The 18,153-nt window shown below is 73.1% G+C and carries 19 protein-coding genes; 11 read left to right on the forward strand and 8 right to left on the reverse strand.

Annotated elements, in window-relative coordinates; all coding sequences use genetic code 11:
• The first annotated feature begins 35 nt into the window (after positions 1 to 35).
• Positions 36 to 770: an ABC transporter ATP-binding protein gene (locus tag OG625_RS34970; RefSeq protein WP_329389007.1), complete on the forward strand. Its 735-nt coding sequence runs from the start codon at positions 36 to 38 to the stop codon at positions 768 to 770.
• Between the two features lie 12 nt (positions 771 to 782).
• Here OG625_RS34970 and OG625_RS34975 read toward each other — a convergent pair whose 3' ends face one another.
• Together OG625_RS34975 and OG625_RS34980 are read right to left on the reverse strand one after the other, a co-directional pair.
• Positions 783 to 3,092: an ABC transporter permease gene (locus OG625_RS34975; protein WP_329389009.1), complete on the reverse strand. Its 2,310-nt coding sequence runs from the start codon at positions 3,090 to 3,092 to the stop codon at positions 783 to 785.
• Positions 3,089 to 3,799, reverse strand: coding sequence for an ABC transporter ATP-binding protein (locus OG625_RS34980; protein ID WP_329389011.1), 711 nt, complete (start codon positions 3,797 to 3,799; stop codon positions 3,089 to 3,091). The genes OG625_RS34975 and OG625_RS34980 overlap by 4 nt, the downstream gene beginning before the upstream one ends.
• 131 nt (positions 3,800 to 3,930) lie before the next feature.
• On the opposite strand from OG625_RS34980, the gene OG625_RS34985 reads away from it, so the two are divergent.
• Positions 3,931 to 4,815, forward strand: a complete 885-nt coding sequence (locus tag OG625_RS34985; RefSeq protein WP_329389013.1) for a sensor histidine kinase — start codon at positions 3,931 to 3,933, stop codon at positions 4,813 to 4,815.
• Positions 4,816 to 4,925: 110 nt separating this feature from the next.
• Positions 4,926 to 5,591 (forward strand): response regulator, encoded by a 666-nt coding sequence (locus OG625_RS34990; RefSeq protein WP_443067921.1) that lies wholly within the window; start codon positions 4,926 to 4,928, stop codon positions 5,589 to 5,591.
• Here the strand turns inward: OG625_RS34990 and OG625_RS34995 are convergent.
• Both OG625_RS34995 and OG625_RS35000 read right to left on the reverse strand, forming a co-directional pair.
• A complete protein-coding gene (locus OG625_RS34995; RefSeq protein WP_329389018.1) occupies positions 5,552 to 7,129 on the reverse strand; it encodes a hypothetical protein in 1,578 nt (525 codons plus the stop codon). The genes OG625_RS34990 and OG625_RS34995 overlap by 40 nt on opposite strands.
• Positions 7,126 to 8,052: a LysR family transcriptional regulator gene (locus tag OG625_RS35000; RefSeq protein WP_329389020.1), complete on the reverse strand. Its 927-nt coding sequence runs from the start codon at positions 8,050 to 8,052 to the stop codon at positions 7,126 to 7,128. The genes OG625_RS34995 and OG625_RS35000 overlap by 4 nt, the downstream gene beginning before the upstream one ends.
• Before the next feature lie 71 nt (positions 8,053 to 8,123).
• Between OG625_RS35000 and OG625_RS35005 the strand changes: the two genes are divergently transcribed.
• Together OG625_RS35005 and OG625_RS35010 are read left to right on the forward strand one after the other, a co-directional pair.
• Complete coding sequence (locus OG625_RS35005) at positions 8,124 to 9,065, forward strand: NAD-dependent epimerase/dehydratase family protein (RefSeq protein WP_329389022.1); 942 nt, start codon at positions 8,124 to 8,126, stop codon at positions 9,063 to 9,065.
• 53 nt (positions 9,066 to 9,118) lie between these two features.
• On the forward strand, positions 9,119 to 9,649 hold the full coding sequence (locus OG625_RS35010; RefSeq protein ID WP_329389024.1) for a GNAT family N-acetyltransferase: 531 nt from the start codon (positions 9,119 to 9,121) through the stop codon (positions 9,647 to 9,649).
• A gap of 3 nt (positions 9,650 to 9,652) precedes the next feature.
• Here the strand turns inward: OG625_RS35010 and OG625_RS35015 are convergent, their stop codons facing one another.
• Entirely contained in the window at positions 9,653 to 10,399 is a 747-nt protein-coding gene (locus OG625_RS35015) for a GntR family transcriptional regulator (protein ID WP_329389026.1), read from the reverse strand.
• 221 nt (positions 10,400 to 10,620) lie between these two features.
• On the opposite strand from OG625_RS35015, the gene OG625_RS35020 reads away from it, so the two are divergent.
• The 5 genes from OG625_RS35020 to OG625_RS35040 are packed head-to-tail and all read left to right on the forward strand — an operon-like array spanning position 10,621 to position 15,342.
• Positions 10,621 to 11,787: an ABC transporter substrate-binding protein gene (locus OG625_RS35020; protein ID WP_443067832.1), complete on the forward strand. Its 1,167-nt coding sequence runs from the start codon at positions 10,621 to 10,623 to the stop codon at positions 11,785 to 11,787.
• Positions 11,787 to 12,689, forward strand: a complete 903-nt coding sequence (locus OG625_RS35025; protein WP_329389028.1) for an ABC transporter permease — start codon at positions 11,787 to 11,789, stop codon at positions 12,687 to 12,689. The genes OG625_RS35020 and OG625_RS35025 overlap by 1 nt, the downstream gene beginning before the upstream one ends.
• Entirely contained in the window at positions 12,677 to 13,579 is a 903-nt protein-coding gene (locus OG625_RS35030; RefSeq protein WP_329389029.1) for an ABC transporter permease, read from the forward strand. The genes OG625_RS35025 and OG625_RS35030 overlap by 13 nt, the downstream gene beginning before the upstream one ends.
• A gap of 6 nt (positions 13,580 to 13,585) precedes the next feature.
• Positions 13,586 to 14,683 (forward strand): ABC transporter ATP-binding protein, encoded by a 1,098-nt coding sequence (locus OG625_RS35035; protein WP_329389031.1) that lies wholly within the window; start codon positions 13,586 to 13,588, stop codon positions 14,681 to 14,683.
• Positions 14,680 to 15,342 (forward strand): HAD family hydrolase, encoded by a 663-nt coding sequence (locus tag OG625_RS35040; RefSeq protein ID WP_329389033.1) that lies wholly within the window; start codon positions 14,680 to 14,682, stop codon positions 15,340 to 15,342. The genes OG625_RS35035 and OG625_RS35040 overlap by 4 nt, the downstream gene beginning before the upstream one ends.
• 10 nt (positions 15,343 to 15,352) lie before the next feature.
• Here the strand turns inward: OG625_RS35040 and OG625_RS35045 are convergent, their stop codons facing one another.
• The 3 genes from OG625_RS35045 to OG625_RS35055 all read right to left on the reverse strand — a co-directional run bounded on the left by OG625_RS35045 (position 15,353) and on the right by OG625_RS35055 (position 16,959).
• Entirely contained in the window at positions 15,353 to 15,736 is a 384-nt protein-coding gene (locus tag OG625_RS35045) for a VOC family protein (RefSeq protein WP_329389036.1), read from the reverse strand.
• Positions 15,737 to 15,807: 71 nt separating this feature from the next.
• The gene (locus tag OG625_RS35050; protein WP_329389038.1) at positions 15,808 to 16,158 is read right to left on the reverse strand and encodes a hypothetical protein; all 351 of its coding nucleotides are present in this window, start codon (positions 16,156 to 16,158) and stop codon (positions 15,808 to 15,810) included.
• 291 nt (positions 16,159 to 16,449) lie between these two features.
• Positions 16,450 to 16,959 (reverse strand): hypothetical protein, encoded by a 510-nt coding sequence (locus OG625_RS35055; RefSeq protein ID WP_329389039.1) that lies wholly within the window; start codon positions 16,957 to 16,959, stop codon positions 16,450 to 16,452.
• Positions 16,960 to 17,045: 86 nt separating this feature from the next.
• Here OG625_RS35055 and OG625_RS35060 point away from each other — a divergent pair, with 86 nt between their 5' ends.
• Positions 17,046 to 18,143, forward strand: coding sequence for a DUF2330 domain-containing protein (locus OG625_RS35060; protein WP_329389041.1), 1,098 nt, complete (start codon positions 17,046 to 17,048; stop codon positions 18,141 to 18,143).
• The last annotated feature ends 10 nt before the right edge of the window (positions 18,144 to 18,153 follow it).

Below are 18,153 nucleotides of genomic sequence, written 5' to 3' on the forward strand. Positions count from 1 at the left end.
CGAGGGTTTCGAGGGTTCGAGGGGGAGCACAGGTCATGACCGAGCATCAGGACGATCGGGCGGCCGCCGCGCCGATGGTGGTCGTGGAGGACGTCCACCGCAGCTTCGGCAGCGGCCCGCAGGCCGTGCACGCGCTGCGCGGAGTCTCCTTCGAGGCGCGCCGTGGCGAACTCACCGCGCTCAAGGGGAGGTCGGGCTCCGGCAAGACCACTCTGCTGAACCTGGTCGGGGGACTCGACGCACCGACCTCCGGCACCGTCTCCCTCGACGGCACGGGCCTCGCCGGCCTGGACGAGGCGGGCCTGTTGGCGTTGCGCCGCGACCGGATCGGTTTCGTCTTCCAGTCCTTCGGCCTGATCCCCGTCCTGACGGCCGCCGAGAACGTCGGCGTCCCGATGCGGCTGCGGAAGGTCCCGGCCCGGCAGCGCGAGGAGCGGGCCCGTACCCTGCTCGCCCTGGTGGGCCTGGCCGAACACGCCGGTCAGCGGCCCGGAGAGCTCTCCGGCGGGCAGCAGCAGCGGGTGGCCGTCGCCCGCGCCCTGGCCAACGAGCCCGACCTGATCATCGCGGACGAACCGACCGGCCAGCTCGACTCCGAGACCGGCCGGTCGATCAGGCGGCTGCTGCGGGCGGTGGTGCGCAGCGAGGGAGTCACCGCGCTGGTCGCCACCCACGACCCGGCCCTGATCGAACTGGCCGACCGGGTCGTGGAACTGCGCGACGGCCGCATCGTCGACGAACACCGGGTCGAGCAGGCAGCCACCCGCTGACCCGCCCCGCCCCTACTCGGTGTGCAGCACCGAGGCGATCGTCATCCGGGCCGCCGAACGGGCCGGCAGCAGGGATCCGAGGACGGCGATCGCCACACCCGCCAGCAGCATCGCGGCGAGCTGCGGCGCATGCCACACGTCCTTCATGTACTCGGGGAACGAGACCACGCCGACGTTGTCGACGACCAGCCGGTGCGCCAGCATCCCCAGCGGGACGCCCAGCAGTCCGCCGACCACACCCAGGCCGGCCACCGAGGTCACCGTCATCGCCACCACCTGCCGGGGGGTCATCCCGATCGACTTGAGCATCCCCAGGTCCCGGCGGCGCTCCCGGGTGTTCAGCAGCACGGTGTTGAAGACCCCGAGCGAGGCGACGAGGGTCAGCAGCACCGTGAAGACCGTCGAGAAGGCGACGACCGTCGTGGTGGCGGCGTTTCCGGAACTCCCCACGCGCACGCTCAGCCCGGGATCGGCCGCCTCGACCGCCGCCGCGTAGGCCTTGGCGTCGGCCCCGGGCTTCAGCAGGACCGAGTACTCGATGGCGCGGGCACCCGGCGCGAGTTGCTGGTACGTGTGCCAGTCGGCGTCCAGCGCACGGGCGTTGGAGTCGATGAGCTGGCCGACGATGGTCGAGGGGACCTGCCGGCCGTTGACCTCCAACGTGACCCGGTCGCCGACCTTCAGGCCGCGCTGCGTCAGGAACGACGGCCCGGCCGCGATCTCCCCGGCCGCGTCCGGCACCCTGCCCTTGAAGATCTCGAACGAACGCGCCTCATTGTCCCCGCGGTAGAAATTGCCGAAGGCGGGCTGGGTCTGCCCCGACAGGTTCACCTGCGCCAGCCCACGCGCCCGTACGTACTTCACGCCCGGGAGGGAGCGGAGCAGATCCTCGATCTGCGCGTCGCCCAGCTTGGGGAGGGGCCGGCCGTTCGCTTCGCTCCCCGCCGCCACGTGGATGCCGGTGCCGCCGTCCCCCCGCCCGGCATTGACGAGCGCGAGCATGGTGCTGGTCAGCCCGGTCGACAGGGTCGCCGTGGTGACCCCGAGGACGATGGCCGCCACGGTCATCAGGGTGCGGCCGGGACGGGCGAACGGCTGGCCCAGGCCCAGGCTGACCGGCCGCGGCAGCCGCGTGGAGCCGAGCGCCCGCTGCACGCGGAGCCCCCGCCCGGTCCGTGGCGCCCCGCCCGCGCTGATCGCCTCGGCGGCGGGCAGCCGGTGCGCCCGCAGTGCGGGGACCAGTGCGGTCAGCAGGACGAGGGCGGGCATGCCCAGCAGGCAGACGAGGTACACCCACGGGCCGATGCCGTCGACCACGGCCGGGCCGGTTTCGATGCCGGAGAACGCGACACTCAGGATGGGCCCGGCCAGCGCGGTGCCGGCCAGAGTGCCGAGCACGCAGCCGACGACGGCCGGTACGCCGACCATCGTCAGGTAGACGGCGACGACCTGGTTCGGGGTGAACCCCAAGGCCTTCAGCACGCCGATGTGCCGGTATCCGGAGACGACCGCCCCGCTGACCACGTTCCCGACGATCAGGGTGGAGACGAGGAGTCCGAGGACCCCGAAGAACGTCATGAACGGCAGATAGGCGTCGACCAGCGCCGAGAAGGTCCGCTTGAGGGTGAGGTACGTCTGTGTGCTGGTCAGCGCGGACTCGGGGAGGCCGGCGGTGGCCCGCTCCAGTCCAGTGCTCAGCTTCGCCTGGGTCGAGGAGTCCTCGAACCGGTAGAGCATCTGGGCGGAGGTGGGGCGCAGTTCGGCCATCTGCTCGGGTGACACCCAGCCGCCGGCCGACTTGCTCATGCTGGTGGCGAAGCCCACGACGGTCAGCGTCGGCGCCCCCGGGGCCGTGAGCTTGGTGCTGAGGAGGTCCGGGGACGGCGAGCCGCGGCTGGAGAAGTTGACGACGATCTCGCCGGGCGCGGTGGCCCAGCGGCCCGTGAGGATCTCGACGCGGTCCACCGGGCCCGCCGGATCGGCCCGGCCGACCACGTTGAGGGAACCGCCGGCCATCCACAGCCAGTCGCCGGGAATGGTGAGGACGGCCTGCTCGAAGGGTCCGGCGGCGGCCTCCACACCCGGCTGCCGGGCGGTGGCCTCCAGCTGAGCCGTCGTCGCCTTCGACGTGTCGAAGGCCGCCACCACATGGGCCCCGCGCTGGGCCGCGTACGCCTTGTCGAAGGGACTGGCGGCGGCTTCGAGCAGCCCCAGCGCGAGCAGGACGGTCGTCGTGGAGCACAGCACGACGAGCCCGATGACGAACGTCTGGACCCGGCGGCGCTTCACGGCCGCGCGCGAGGCCCTCCATACGGCGCTCACGCGGTCGCCTCCAGGGCGCTCTCGCCGGCCACCCGGCCGTCGGCGACCTCGATGAGGCGGCCGGCACAGCGGGTGGCCAACTGGCGGTCGTGGGTGACGATCAGCAGGGTCTGGCCGATCTGGTTGAGGTCGATCAGCAGGTCCATCACCTGCTCGCCCGAGCGGCTGTCGAGGGCGCCCGTCGGTTCGTCCGCCAGGAGCAGCGCCGGGCGGTTCATCAATGCTCGTGCCACGGCGACCCGTTGGCGCTCGCCGCCGCTGAGCGTCGCCGGGTAGTTGTTGCGGCGCCCGGCCACGCCCAGTTCGTCGAGGAGTTCAAGGGCCCGGCGGCGGGCCTGCCGGGCAGAGGTACCGGTCAACTGGGCGGCCAGCGCCACGTTGTCGAGGGTCGGCAGATCATCGATGAGGTTGAAGAACTGGAAGATCATGCCGACGTTCCGGCGCCGGAACAGCGCCAGCCCGGTCTCGTTCAGCTGCCCCAGGTCCTGGCCGTGCACCTCCACCAGGCCCGATGTGGGCCGGTCCAGCCCGGCCACCATGTTGAGGAGGGTGGACTTGCCACAGCCGGAGGGGCCCATCACGGCGACCGCGTCGCCCGCCCGGATCTCCAGCGAGAGCCCGTCCAGGGCCTTCGCGTCGCCGTACTCCTTGTGCACGCCGTCCAGCCGCACCACCACGTGCCGCTCACTGCCGTGATCAGTTGTCATGTCTCGAACTTATGGTGGAGCCCGCGGACGGGGCGTCAGCCCCCGGATGTAAGAGTCCGGGCAGGTCATCCTGGGGATGTACGCGGCCCCGTCCGGCAGAATGACGGTCGGGCGGACGGGGGGATGCGAGGGTGGGAACGATCACCGGGGTGGCCGGCGCGACCGCGATCGCGTGCGTGGCCACGGTCATGGCGGCAGGGCTGGGCGCAGCCCTCGTGCGCGCCCGGCGCGGGTATCGGGCGGCGTTGGGGGAGCGGGGCTGGCTGCTGGAACGGGAGCGGGAGAGCGCGGCCCGAACCGCCGTGGACGCGGAACGGGCCAGGATCGCGGCGGAGCTCCACGACATCGTCAGCCACAACGTGAGCCTGATGGTGGTCCAGGCGGGCGCCGCACGGGAAGTGCTGCACACCCTCCCGGAGGAGGCCGCGGCGGCGATGGCCGCCGTGGAGGCCGCCGGGCGGACCACGATGACCGAACTGCGGCACTTGCTGGGGCTGTTGGCCCCGGCACAGGACGGCAGGGACGAGCCGTACGCGGCCGGCGCCGGTGCCGTCGCCGTCGCGGCGTCCACGGAGCCGCAGCCGAGCCTGGCCAGACTCAGCCCGCTCATCGACAAGTTCGCCTTCGCCGGCCTGCCGGTGGAGGTACGCGTATCCGGGGACCCGCGACCGCTGCCGACCGGGATCGACGTCACGGCGTACCGGATCGTCCAGGAGGCGCTGACGAACGCGCTCAAACACGGAGACGGGGGCAAGGTGGAGGTGACGGTGCGGTACGCGGAACACGCGCTGCGGGTGGAGGTGCTGAGCAGCGGCCCGAGCGTGCTGGCTGGCCCCGCGCAGGGCCCGGTCTCCGCGGCCGGCGCCCCGGTGGCCCCGGCCAAGGCGGACGGCACGGGGCGGGGCCTGCTCGGCCTGCGCGAGCGCGTCGCCGTCTACGGCGGCGACCTGGACGCCCGCCGCCGCCTCGGCGGCGGCTACCGAGTCCGAGCCCGCCTCCCCCTGGACCGACCGTGACGGCCCCGCCGCCCGGCCCAGCGCCCGGTCCTGCGACCGAGCCCCGGCCGACGCCCGAGCCCGATCCGGTTACTCCGCCGACGCCCGCGGCGGCGCCGCCGCGGCCGCGGGTGGTGGTCGCCGATGATCAGGAGCTCGTGCGTACCGGGTTCCGGTTGATCCTGACGGCCCGCGGGATCGACGTGGTCGGGGTCGCCGCCGATGGGGTGGAGGCCGTTGCCCAGGCGCGGCGGCTGCGGCCCGACGTCGTGCTGCTCGACATCCGGATGCCGAACATGGACGGGCTCGAGGCCGCCCGGCGGATCCTCGCCGAGGTGCCCGGCTGCCGGGTGATCATGCTGACCACCTTCGACCTCGACAGCTACGTGTACGCCGCCCTCGCCGCCGGGGCCAGCGGGTTCCTGCTGAAGGATGTGACCCCGGAGCACCTCGCCGCCGCCGTCCGGCTCGTCGGTACCGGCGACGCCCTGCTCGCCCCGTCGATCACCCGCCGGCTCGTGGAACGCTGCGCGCCCGGCCCCGCAGAGCGGGACCCCGCCGCGACGGCCGCCGCGCACCGGGAGCTCGCCGTGCTCACCCCGCGCGAACGGGAGGTGCTGACCCTGATGGGCCACGGCCGCTCCAACGCCGAACTGGCGCGGGAGTTGACCCTCAGCGAAGCCACGGTGAAGACGCACGTGGCCCGGATCTTCGCGAAGCTGTCGCTGCGCGACCGCGCCCAGGCGGTGGTGCTCGCCTACGAGACGGGCCTGGTCACCCCCGGCTCGTCCGCGTAGCGGCGGACCAGGTCCTCCATCACGGAGGGCGGGAGCGCGGGGTTCCCCGCCGCCGCCTGCGCGGCGTCCGGATCGGCGTCGTCCAGCAGGCCGGTGAGTACGGGGACCGCGAGCGCCGGGTGGGCGGCGGCCCCGCGCCGTGCCCGCTCTTCGGCGGCCAGACAGGGCAGCAGCGCCTCGGAGGTCGCGTTCGGGTGCGCGGCGATCTCCCGCATGGCCCGCCGTACGGGCGGCTCGTGCCGGGCCAGCTCCGCCAGCAGCGCCCCGGAGGCGTCCGGGTTGGCGGCCACCCGCGCGAGGACCCGTACGCCGTGCCGCGCGACCATGCCGCGCAACTGCCCCTCCGACAGCCCGGGATGCGGGGCCACGGCCTTGACCACCGCAGCGTCCGGATCATCGGCGAGCGCGTCGCGCACCCCCGCCGGCAGATCGTGCCGCTCCGCCACGAGTTTCCGTACGGAGGGATCCGCGGCCGCGGCCAACTCCTCGAGCTCCTCCACCGTCGCGGAGGCGATCCGCGGCAGCAGCACCGTCCCGATCCGCGTGGCCCCGGCGAGCCGGACGAGCACGTCGAGCGGCAGACGCGGATGCCGGGCCAACAGGCGCAGCTCCGCGTGCGGGGCGTCGGCAGCGAGGGTCCGTACGAGCTCCTCGCCGATCGCCGGGTTCCCGGCGACCGCCTCCCGGACACCGGGCATCGGGTCCCGCGCGAGGCGTGCGTACACGTGCTGCGGAAGGTCGGTGCGTTCGGCGAGCGCCCACCGCAGCAGCATCGAGGGCGCGTCGGAGAGCGAGACCGCCGCGTCGGGCGGTGTGGCGGGGTTCCGCAGGGCGCGCTCCCAGGTCCCGTGGACCGTGGAGGCGTGCGAACCGTCGCATGCGGCGCCCGCACGCAGGACGCAGTCCGGGTCGGGGCAGTACGGGTCGTGGGTGAAGGGGATGTCCTTGGTGTCGCAGACCAGGCAGGACGTCGCCGACGGGAGCCCCGCACCGGTGACGAGGGCTGCCAGTGCGTCGGGCGGCGTGGCCTCGTTGTAGGCCGCCGCGCAGCGGACCTCGGCGTGGGGATGCCGCGCCAGGCGCGCCGCGACGGGGGCGGTCGTCCACAGGGCGAGCTCCGCGACCACTTCCACGTCCGGGTCGGAGGCCAACCGCTCCACCGCGTCCGGCGACAGCTCGGGGCAGGAGGCGAGCTTCCAGCGGATGTGCGGGTCCGGATTCGCCGCGAGGCCGCAGGCCCAGTCGGGCCGGCCGCGTCCCTCGTCGAGGAGGGCGATGGCCGCGTACGGCTGAGCTGCCGGGTCGACATCGGCGGCCGTCAGCGTTCCGCCGTAGGCGAGCCGTACGGCGGTGTCCTCGTGGTGCGCGGCCAGGACCCGTACCTGGGCCGGGCCGAGGTCGCCGCGCCCGGCAAGGGTGTCCACCAGCTCGTCCACGAGGTCGTCGGCCGGCGCCGCGAGGGCCAGGGCGATCAGCCGGTCGACGAGCGCCCCGGGCAGCGCCGGATTGGCGGCCAGCCCGCACAGGAGGTGGTTCACGGGCGGGCCCCCTGCCCGCCGGCGGCGGCCGCGTCCGCCGAAGCCGACAGGGCCTCGGCCAGCGCCTTCGCGTGCGGATGCGGACGGCGACGCCGGGGGAGGAGCACCCCGATGTGCCGGGCGGGACGCGGCGGCTCCACCGGGACCACCACCACCTCGGCGGTCGGGGCCAACGACACCTGCGGGACCAGGGAGACCCCCACGCCCGCCGAGACCAGAGTCTGCGCGAAGAAGTAGTCGGTGGTGGACGCCCCGACCCGGAGGCCGAAACCGGCGAGCTCCGCGTAACGGCGCAGGAACGCCTCCGTCTTGAGGCAGCCGAGCACCCAGCGGTCGCCCCCGAGCTCGGCCGGGCTCAGCGAGGACCGGCCGGCGAGGCGGTGCCCGCGCGGCAGCACCAGCCACAACGGGTCCTCCATCAGCGGCACCCAGTCGAGCCCGGGCCGTTCGCCGGCCCCGACCGGTGGCGGGCCGTCGAAGTGGTAGCTCAGCGCGAGGTCGGCCGCCCCGGCGCGCACCATCGGCGCGGCCTCCTCCGGCTCGCTCTCGCACACCGTCAGCTCCACCTCCGGATGTGCGGCCACGAACCGCTTCAGCGCCTCGGGCAGCAGGTGCCGGCCCCCGCTCGTGAAGGTGGCGACGGTCAGTCGCGGCCGAGGGGCGGTCAGCCGGTCGATGTCGTGGCGGACCCGGTCCAGTTCGGCGGAGATGGTGTCGGCCGCCTCCACCAGCAGCCTGCCGGACTCGGTGAGCGTGACCCCCCGCGTGCTGCGCACGGCCACCGGGTGGCCGAGCGTGCGCTCCAGCGCGGCGATGTGCTGGGAGACGGCGGACGGGGTCAGCAGCAGGGCGCCGGCCGCCCTGTTGAAGCTGCCGTGCTCGGCCACCGCCCGCAGGACCCGCAGCCGCTGCACATCGATCATCAGTTTCCCTTCATACCCGTTCAGTGGATGATCGGTTCCGCTGTGGACGGTACAACGGCAGAGTCGCCTGCATGAACACGATTCTTGTCATCGGCGGGAGCCGGTACTTCGGAAAGTCCCTGGTCACCAAGGCGCGCGACGCGGGGCACGAGGTCACGGTCCTCAACCGGGGCTCCGGGACTCCGCCCGCCGGCGTCGGCCACGTCGTCGCCGACCGCGACGACGAGGAGCGGCTGCGGGCGGCGTTGGGAGCGCGCACCTTCGACACGGTCATCGACCAGGTCTGCTACACGCCGCAGCAGGCCGCCGTCGCGCGGCGCGTCTTCACCGGGCGGACCGGGCGCTACGTCATGACCTCCACCATGGAGGTGTACGACCCTGCCACGCTGCCCGGCGCCATGCACGTTGGCGGTGGCGGTGGCGGTGGCGCTCGCGGTGGTCGTGGCCCGGTCCCGGTCACCGAGGAGTCCCTCGACCCCGTCACGACCGGGGCGGTGCCCGGGAGCGGCCCCGCCCACGAGTACGCCGAGGGCAAGCGGCGTGCCGAGGCCGTGTTCCTGCGTGACCCGCTCTTCCCGTACGTCTCCGTGCGCGCGGCCCACGTCCTGGGCGGCGGCCGGGAGGAGTTCACCGGGCGTCTCGGGCACTACGTGGAGCGGATCGCTGCCGGGATCCCGGTCGACGTCCACCAAGCCCCGTACGCGACCTCGTTCATCCACCACCGGGAGATCGCCGACCTGCTGTACTGGGCGGCCGGCCACAGCTTCACCGGACCGGTCAACGCGGCCTCTCACGGAGCGCTGGACGTCACCGCGCTCGGCGAGCTGGTTGCCGAGCGGGTCGGACGGCGGCCCCGCTACCGGGTCGTGGGGGAGGGCGCCGAGGCCTCGCCCTTCTCCTTCGACCGGGCCTACGCCATGGACAACGGCCGGGCAGCCGCCCTGGGTTTCGCCTTCCGCCCGGTCACGGACTGGTTGCCGGGCGCCATCGACGAGGATGCGGCCGGCCGCTGAGAGCGGACAATCCACGTGCGGTCCGACCGCCCCGCGTGATAATCCTCCCTGCCATGAGTGATCTTGTGACAGAGCGGCTCGTCCTTCATCCGTTGACCGTCGGCGAGGCCGAGCGTCTGGTGGCGGGCGAGGTGGACAACAGCGCCCCATGGGGGCCCGGATACCCCACTGTCGGGGACGTGGACGCGGCCAGGCGCTTCCTGGGCACCTGCGCGAGCACCGGTGATCCCCGGCCGTTCGGCAACTACGAGATCCGTCGCCGCGAGGACGGCCAGGCGATCGGCGGCGTGGGCTTCCACGGGTCCGCGGACGAGAACGGCAAGGTCACGATCGGCTACGGTCTCGTCCCGTCGGCGAGAGGCATGGGATACGCATCCGAAGCCCTGCGCGGCCTGCTGCTGTTCGCGTGGGCACACGGCGTGACCTGCGTGAGGGGGGACGCCGACCTCGACAACCTCGCGTCCCAGCACGTCATGACGGCGGCCGGCATGCGGCCGGCCGGAGAAGACGAACGCGTCAGGTATTTCGAGACCGCATGGACCGACACGCCGGAGATCACCGATCCGCCGACAGAGACGCCCTAGCGGTCAGCCGTCGCCGGGCCGCCGCTCCAGCGGCGTTGCTACTGCCGAGTTGTTCACACTGAAGGTCACGCTTCCGGCCCGGTAGCGGTCGTCGGACCACTCGATCGGGCGTCCGTTGGCCGTCGCGGAGACGTGCCGCTGACGCAGCAGCGGGTTGCCGCGCCGGACGGCCAGCAGCCGCGCGTCCTCGCTGCTGGCCGGGAGGGCGTCGATGAGGTGCTCGCCGTAGTGGGCCACGATCCCGGAGCCCTCCGCCAGGAGGTCCATGATGGAGCGGCAGTCCTCCGGCATCGCCTCCACGGCCTCCGCGATCCAGCCGGGATAGGCGGTCCGCTCCACCATCGCGGGCTCCCCGTCGAGCAGCCGTAGCCGCAGCACCGCGAGGATCTCCGCACCCGGCTCCAGCGCGAGCCGCTCGGCCTCCTCGGCGGTGGCGGGCCTGCGCGTACGGGACAGGAACCGGCTGGCGGCCTCGTGCCCGAGGCCTTCGGCCCACTGGGCGAAGCTGTTCAGTTCGCCGAAGCTGTGCCGCCGCTCGTGGCGCAGAACGATCCTCCGCGCGCCCTGCCGGGAGCCGATCAGCCCCTCCGCGGCGAGCGTGGCCACCGCCTGGCGGACGGTTCCCCGGGAGGCGGACCAGCGCGCGGCGAGGTCGCTCTCGGAGGGCAGCTGGGCACCCACCGGGTACTCGCCGGCGAGGATCGCCCGGCGCAGCGCGTCGGCGATCTCCAGATACCGGACCGTGGCCATGCCCTTCACCCCCTGATCGGTGCGTGCGGACCACCCGGTCGGTGCCCGCACTCATGATCATTCCAACATGCCCTGTCACGACTTCTTTCGGTCATTGTCGTGTCTTCGTCGAGCCGTGCTCCCCGGTCCAGACTCCGTTCACCGTCCGTACAGTGAGACCGGGCGAACTGGAGCCAACTTGTTCAGACAAGTGAACCCCCACTTAGTCTCCGGGAGAGACCGTGCTCAGTTCCTCCGCCCGTCGCGGTGCGGCCGTACTGCTCAGCGCCGCCGTCCTCAGCACGCTCAGCGCGTGCGGTGCCGCCCCCGACTCCAAGACCACGGGCGGCGCCGGTGGCGCCAAGAACGGCGCAGCGCCGGCCGCCGCGACCTCGGTGGCCGATTTCGGCTCGATGGAAGCCCTCGTCGCCGCCGCGCAGAAGGAGGGCAAGCTCAACGTGATCGCCCTGCCGCCGGACTGGGCGAACTACGGCGAGATCATCAAGGCCTTCGAGGCCAAGTACAAGATCAAGGTGAACAGCGAGAACCCGGACGCCTCCAGCTCCGACGAGATCGCCGCCGTCAAGTCCCGCAAGGGCCAGGACCGCGCGCCCGACGTCCTGGACCTCGGCATCGCCTTCGCCCGCAGCGGCGCCGCCGAGAACCTCTTCGCCCCGTACAAGGTCACCGCCTGGGACAAGATCCCGGCCGGCCAGAAGGACGCCGACGGCCGCTGGTACAACGACTACGGCGGCTACGTCTCCATCGGCTGCGACGCCGCGAAGATCCCCACCTGCCCGCAGACCTTCGCCGACCTGCTGAAGCCCGAGTACAAGGGCAAGGTCGCCCTCAACGGCAACCCCACCAAGTCCGGTTCGGCCTTCGGCGGCGTGTACGCGGCCGCCCTCGCCAACAAGGGCTCCTTCGCCGACATCCAGCCCGGCATCGACTTCTTCGGGCAGCTGAAGAAGAGCGGGAACTTCATCCCGGTCGAGTCCACCCCGGCCACCGTGGAGAAGGGCGAGACGCCCATCTCCATCGACTGGGACTACCTCAACGCCGGCTACGCCGACCAGTTCAAGGGCAAGGGCGTCGACTGGAAGGTCGCCATCCCCACCGACGGCGTCTACGCCCAGTTCTACTCGCAGGCCATCAACAAGGAGGCCCCGAACCCGGCGGCCGCCCGCCTGTGGATGGAGTTCCTCTACAGCGCCGAGGGCCAGAACCTCTGGCTGAAGGGCTACGCCCGTCCGGTCCTGCTCCCCGTCATGACCCAGGACGGCACCGCCGACAAGGCCGCCGTCGCCAAGCTCCCGCAGGTCCAGGGCACCCCCGCGTTCCCGGCGTCCGCCGAGCTCGACAAGGCCAAGGCCACCCTCGCCGAGAAGTGGGACAAGGCCCTCTCCTGATGTCCACCACCACCCCTCGTCCCGTGGGGACCGCCGGCGGCAGCACCAGCCGCCGCCGGCGGCGCGGCCCGCGCACCTGGCTCGCCGCCCTCCCGCTCCTCGTCTTCACCGGGCTCTGCTTCGGTATCCCGCTCGGCGCCATGGCCTTCGGCGCGGTCACCCGCACCGACCCGGCGGGCGGCGCCACGCAGTTGACCGGCGAGCACCTCGCGCGCTCGCTGCAGGGCCCCTACCTCGGCTCGCTCGTCGGCAGCGTTCAGCTCTCCGCCCTCACCGCGACTGTAGGCGGCGTGCTCGGAGTCGTCATCGCCCAGTCCGTGGTCACCTCCCGCTCCACCGCCCTGCGCAGCGCCGCGCTCACCGCATCGGGCGTGCTCGCCAACTTCGGTGGCGTGCCCCTCGCGTTCGCGTTCATCGCCACCGCGGGCATCTCCGGGGTCCTGACCCAGCTCGGCGACCTCACCAGCCTGGGCTGGAACCTGTACTCCTTCACCGGACTCACCGTGGTCTACCTGTACTTCCTCATCCCCCTGATGGTGCTGGTGATCGCCCCGGCCCTGGAGGGACTGCGCCCGCAGTGGCGCGAAGCCGCGCAGAACAGCGGGGCCACCGGATGGCAGTTCTGGCGCCACGTGGGCCTGCCCGTGCTCGCGCCGTCCCTGCTGGGCGGGTTCGTGCTGCTCTTCGGCACCGCCTTCGCCGCGCACGCCACCGCCGCCGCCCTCGTCGGCGGCTCGGTACCGCTGGTCACCCTCAAGATCGCGGACGCGCTGTCCGGGAACGTGCTCACCGGCCAGGAGAACGTGGCGCTCGCCCTCGGCCTCGACATGATCCTGATCGCCGGCCTGGTCATGGCGGTCTACCTGCCCCTCCAGCGACGGAGCGCCCGATGGCTGCGATGACCCCGACCGCCACCAGCACCCCCTCGGAGGCCGGGGCCCCGGCGAAGACCGCCCGGTCCCGCCCGCGGCCCAGGATCTGGCGCGGAGCCGTCCTCGCGCTGGCCGGCGCGTACTTCCTCGTACCGCTCGTCGCCTCCTTCGTCTTCACCGTGCACGTGCCCGGCCAGGGCCTCACCTTCGAGGCGTACACCGAGCTGCTCGCCGCCGAGGGCTTCACCCGGAGCCTGCTGCTCTCCCTCGGCCTCGCCGCCGCGACCATCGCGCTGTCGCTGCTGCTCGCGGTGCCCGCGCTGGTCGCCGTACGCATCGGCTCCCCGCGGCTGCGGCCCGTCGTCGAGGTGATGTGCATGCTGCCGCTGGTGGTGCCGCCGATCGCCCTGGTCACCGGGATCACCACCGTGCTGCGCTGGGGACCGGAACACCTGTCGCGGACCCCGCTCTACCAGACGTTCATCGCCGTCCAGAACGAGAGCTTCCCCGTCGTCCTGGTCCTCGCCTACACGGTGCTGGCGCTCCCGTTCGTCTACCGCTCGCTCGACGCGGGCCTGCGCGCCGTCGACGTGCCCACCCTGGTCGAGGCCGCCCGCAGCTGCGGCGCGAGCTGGCCGTACGTCGTCGTGCGCGTGCTCCTGCCGAACCTGCGGGCCTCGCTCGCCGGCGCCGCCTTCCTCACGCTGGCCCTGGTGCTCGGCGAGTTCACCATCGCCTCCCTCCTCGGCTTCCAGCCCTTCGCGGTGTGGATCGTGTCCATCTCCGGAGCCCAGGCCCGGATGTCGGTGGCCGTCTCCATCCTCAGCCTCCTGATCACCTGGCTGCTGCTGCTCGCCCTCTCGCGGGCCGGGACCAACCCGACCACCACCGCCGCCACCACCTCCCGCAAGGAGTCCTGACCCCCCATGTCCACCACTCTCCCCGCGGCCAGGAAGCCCATGGACCCCGCCGAGCCGACGGGCGGAGCGCGCGTCGAATTCCGCGGCCTGCGCCGGGCCTTCGGTTCCACCGTCGCCCTCGACGGGCTCGACCTGACCGTCGAGCCCGGCGAACTCGTCGCCCTGCTCGGCCCGTCCGGCTGCGGAAAGACCACCGCGCTGCGCGTCGTCGCCGGGTTCGAGCAGCCCGACTCCGGCGAAGTCCTCGTCGACGGTCAGGACATCACCCGTGTCCCGGCCAACCGCCGCGACGCCGGGATGGTCTTCCAGTCGTACAGCCTCTTCCCGAACCTGAACGCCCGCGACAACGTCTCCTTCGGCCTGCGCGTGCGCAAGGTCGGCGCGGCCCAGCGCCGCGAGCGGGCCGCGGAACTCCTCGACCTGGTGGGCCTGCCCGACCACGGCGACCGCTACCCGCACCAGATGTCCGGCGGCCAGCAGCAGCGCGTCGCGCTCGCCCGCGCGCTGGCCCTGCGCCCGCGCGTGCTCCTGCTGGACGAGCCGCTCTCCGCCCTGGACGCCAAGGTACGGACGAACCTGCGCGAGGAGATCCGCCGCCTGCAGCTCTCCCTCGGCATCACCACGATCTTCGTCACCCACGACCAGGAGGAGGCCCTGTCCATGGCCGACCGGGTCGCCGTCCTCAACGCCGGCAGACTGGAGCAGTGCGCCGCTCCCGCCGAGCTCTACGACCGCCCGGCGACCCCCTTCGTCGCCGAGTTCGTCGGCACCATGAACCGGCTGCCCGGACGGCTCACCGACGCCGGCCTGGTGGAGGTGGCGGGCACCCGCCTGCCCGTCGACGGCCCGGTCCCGGCGACCCCGGACGTGGAGGTCCTCGTACGCCCGGAGAACGTGACGGCGAGCGCCGACGCCCAGGGCCCGGCCACCGTGGTCTCCGCCTCCTTCTTCGGCTCCGTCACCCGCCTCCACCTGGAACTGCCGGGCGGCGTCCCGGTCAAGGCGGACCTGCCCTCGCGGGACGCGGGAGACCTGGTCCCCGGCGCGCGGGCCGCCGTCGCTCTGGCCGAGCGGCCGGTACTCGTCGTCGCGAGGTCCGTGTGAGCGCCCTCGCCGCGGTCCTCTTCGACATGGACGGCACCCTCGTCGACACCGAGGTGCTGTGGTGGCGGACCACGGAGGAGATAGCCGACGGCCTCGGCCACCGGCTCACCGACACGGACGCGCCGGAGGTCGTCGGCCGCGCGGTGGAGGACACCGCCGCGCACCTCGTACGGGCCGCGGGCGGGGGAGACCCGGACGAGGTCGCGGCCGCGCTCACCGACAGCTTCTTCCGCCGCGTGGAAGCCGGGGCGCCGATGCGACCGGGCGCGCAGCGGCTGCTGACCATGCTGGAGGCGGACGGCGTTCCGTTCGCCCTGGTCAGCGCGTCGCCGCGGGTGGTCGTGGACTCGGTGGTCGGGGGCTCGCTGGCCCACGTCCCCTTCGCCTTCACCCTGTCCGCCGACGACACCGCCCGGACCAAGCCGCACCCGGAGCCGTACCGGTCGGCCGCCGAGCGGCTGGGCCTCCTACCGGAGGCGTGCGTGGCGGTGGAGGACTCGCCGGACGGCGCGGCCTCGGCGGAGGCGGCCGGCTGCGGGGTCCTGGTGGTCCCCTCCATGCTCCCGGTCCCGGGCTCGCCGCTGCGGACCTTCGCGAGCTCCCTGGAGGAGGTCACCCCGGCCCTGCTGCGCCGCTGCCTGGCGGCGGCTCCCGCGTAAGGCAGGTGGATCAGAGGGGCGGGATCCGGGAGTGCAGGAGGCAGAACTCGTTGCCTTCCGGGTCGACCAGGACGTGCCAGTTCTCGGCGCCGGTCTGGCCGATGTCGGCGGGCTCGGCGCCGAGGGCGAGCAGCCGCTCCAGCTCGGCGTCCTGGTCGCGGTCGGTGGGGCTGACGTCGATGTGCAGCCGCAGCTTCCCGGTTCGGGGCTCGCTGGACGGGCTGAGGACGAGGGTGGGCTGCGGGCCGCCGAAGCCGGCGTCGGGCGGCCCGATCTCGATGCTCCCGTCGTCCTCGCGGGCGAGTTCGACGTAGCCGAGGACCTCGCTCCAGAACGCGGCGAGGCGGTCGGGGTCGGCGCAGTCGATGATCAACTCACTGATGCGGCATGCCATGCCCATCAGTGTACGAACACGCCACGAGTCTCCGGAGAGCCGAAGAGGCCGCCCGCCGACCCGGACGCCCGTCAGCACCTGCGGTGCCACCACGCCAACTCCGGATCTGCCGTCGGCTCATGACGCGTCCGGCCGAGGAGTACGGCGTCCAGGCGCTCGATCCGTACCCGGAGTTCGGCGGCGGCCCTCGACGGCAGCATGTGCAGGGCCTCTTCCAGCCTGTCCCGGGCCCAGCCCTCGCCGCAGCACCGGCAGGTGAACTCGGCCTCCCACTGCCTCCACCGGCGCTCGGTGCCGTGGACGCGCACGGACCACACGCTCAACGCCACGGACACGATGCCCGGGGACAACCGCTCCCGTTCGAGCACACGGACGGCGGCGTTCGCCGCTCCCGACAGCCCCGGGACATCGCGGTACCGCACCCGGGTCCGCCCCGGCCCCGGCCACGCGGCCGAAGCGAAGCCGGTGTTCTACGAGGCACGGCCCCTTCGGATGTACGTCATGACGGCACCCTCGCACAGTCCAGACCCGACGGTCGACCATCGAACGGATTCACCAGCAGGCCCGCGGCGACACACCGGCTCGTGACGAGAACCGTGATGCTCCCCAGCCAGCCAGCCAGCCAGCCAGCCAGCCAGCCAGCCAGCCAGCCAGCCAGCCAGCCAGCCAGCCAGTCGGCCGCCGACCCGGATCCCGAGAGGCCCCGCAAAGCCCTAGCCACGCACGCCGAGGATCTCCAGGATGCCCTCGGCGTACGCGGCCGCCCCCGAGCCCGGGGTGGCGGCGAGTTCGTGGCGGAAGCCGTCGACGCCGGTACGGATGAACGCGGCGCACTGCCCGTGCAGCCCGGCCTCGTGGGTGCCGCCGTCGTCCACCGTGCACAGCAGGGCCAGCAGGGTCCACAGCAGGGCCTCGCGGGTCGCCTGCCGGGGCGGTCGCGCGGACCACACGGCCATCAGGACGCCGCACGCCGCCGGCGCGGGCGGCTTCAGGTCCTCCCCGAAGAAGACGTGCCCCTCCAGCGCGCGGAACGCGGAGGGATGCCCCTCGGCCGCATCCCGCACCGCGCCCACGAGATGGCCCGCGGAGTGCCCGCAGCCGCACTCGATCGCTTCCCAGTCGTGCCGCTGGATCTCGGCCTCCACCGAGTCCGGAACCAGCGGGCTCGGCGGCACCGCGGACTGGCGCCGCAGAGCACGCTGCGGCTTCTCGCTCCCCTGCATGCAGCACAGTATGAGCCCAGGTCCGGCGGCTCGGCGAGGGGGGTCGGAACCGGATCTCGCGGGCCGCCGTCTGAGACCCCGTGTGGATGAAACGAAGAATTCCGGCCCTGCTGTTCGCCCTGCTCGTGACCCAGCTGGGCGCCCTCGTCAACCCGGCCTACGCCTGCGGATGCGGAGCGATGGTTCCGCACGGCCAGTCGCGGATCGGTGTGGACCGGGAGACCTCCGTCGTGCGCTGGGACGGCCGTACGGAGCAGATCGTCATGCGGTTCACCGTCCGGGGTGACGCGGAACGGGCCGCCTGGATCATGCCGGTCCCGGGGCGGGCCACGGTGCAGCTGGGCGACGGGAAGCTGTTCGACGAGCTGGCGGAAGAGACCCGGCCCGAACACAAGACCCGCTACTACTTCTGGCCCCGCAACAAGGACTGGCCCTTCTCCTCCAACCGCCGCGACGGCGCCGGCGCCGCCCTGCCGGGAGCCGGTGCCCCGGCGGTCGGCGTCGTCGGCCGCGAGCAGCTCGGCGACTTCGACGTCGCCCGGCTGACCGCCACCGACCCGGACGCCCTGAAGAACTGGCTGGAGTCCAACGGCTTCACGCTTCCCGACCGCCTCGCCGCCGAGGTCAAGCCGTACGTGGACCAGAAGTGGGAGTACGTGGCCGTACGCCTCGCACCCCGCGAGCCCGGCAAGAAGCTGCGCGGCGACCTCGACCCGCTGAGGATCCGCTTCGACAGCGACCGGCTGGTCTACCCGATGCGGCTCTCCCGGATGGCCAAGACCCCCCAGTCCCTCGGCCTCTACGTCCTGGCCGACCACCGCATGGAACCCGGCTCCCGGATCGGCGGCGCCGCGCCGAAGGTGACCTTCGCGGGCACCGTCACCCCCGAGGCCGGCCCGCTCGCCGAACTCACGGACGGCAAGCCGGTGTTCCTCACCGCGATCGACCAGGAGTTCCCGGACCCGAGCCGCATCGACGCCGACCACGAACTGCGCGCCACCGCCAAGGACACCACGTACCGCCGGACCGTCCACCACGACAAACTGCTCACGGTGGGCGGCGAAGTCCCGGTCTGGCTCCTGACGGTCTCCGCCGCCCTCGTGGCGCTCGCGGTGTGGGCATCGGCGCTGATCCGCCGCCGCCGCAGGGGCGGCCCCGGCCGGCCGACGGCCGGCCACCCGTAGTCGGCCCGCG

Source organism: Streptomyces sp. NBC_01351 (assembly GCF_036237315.1).
Taxonomy (GTDB): Bacteria; Actinomycetota; Actinomycetes; order Streptomycetales; family Streptomycetaceae; genus Streptomyces.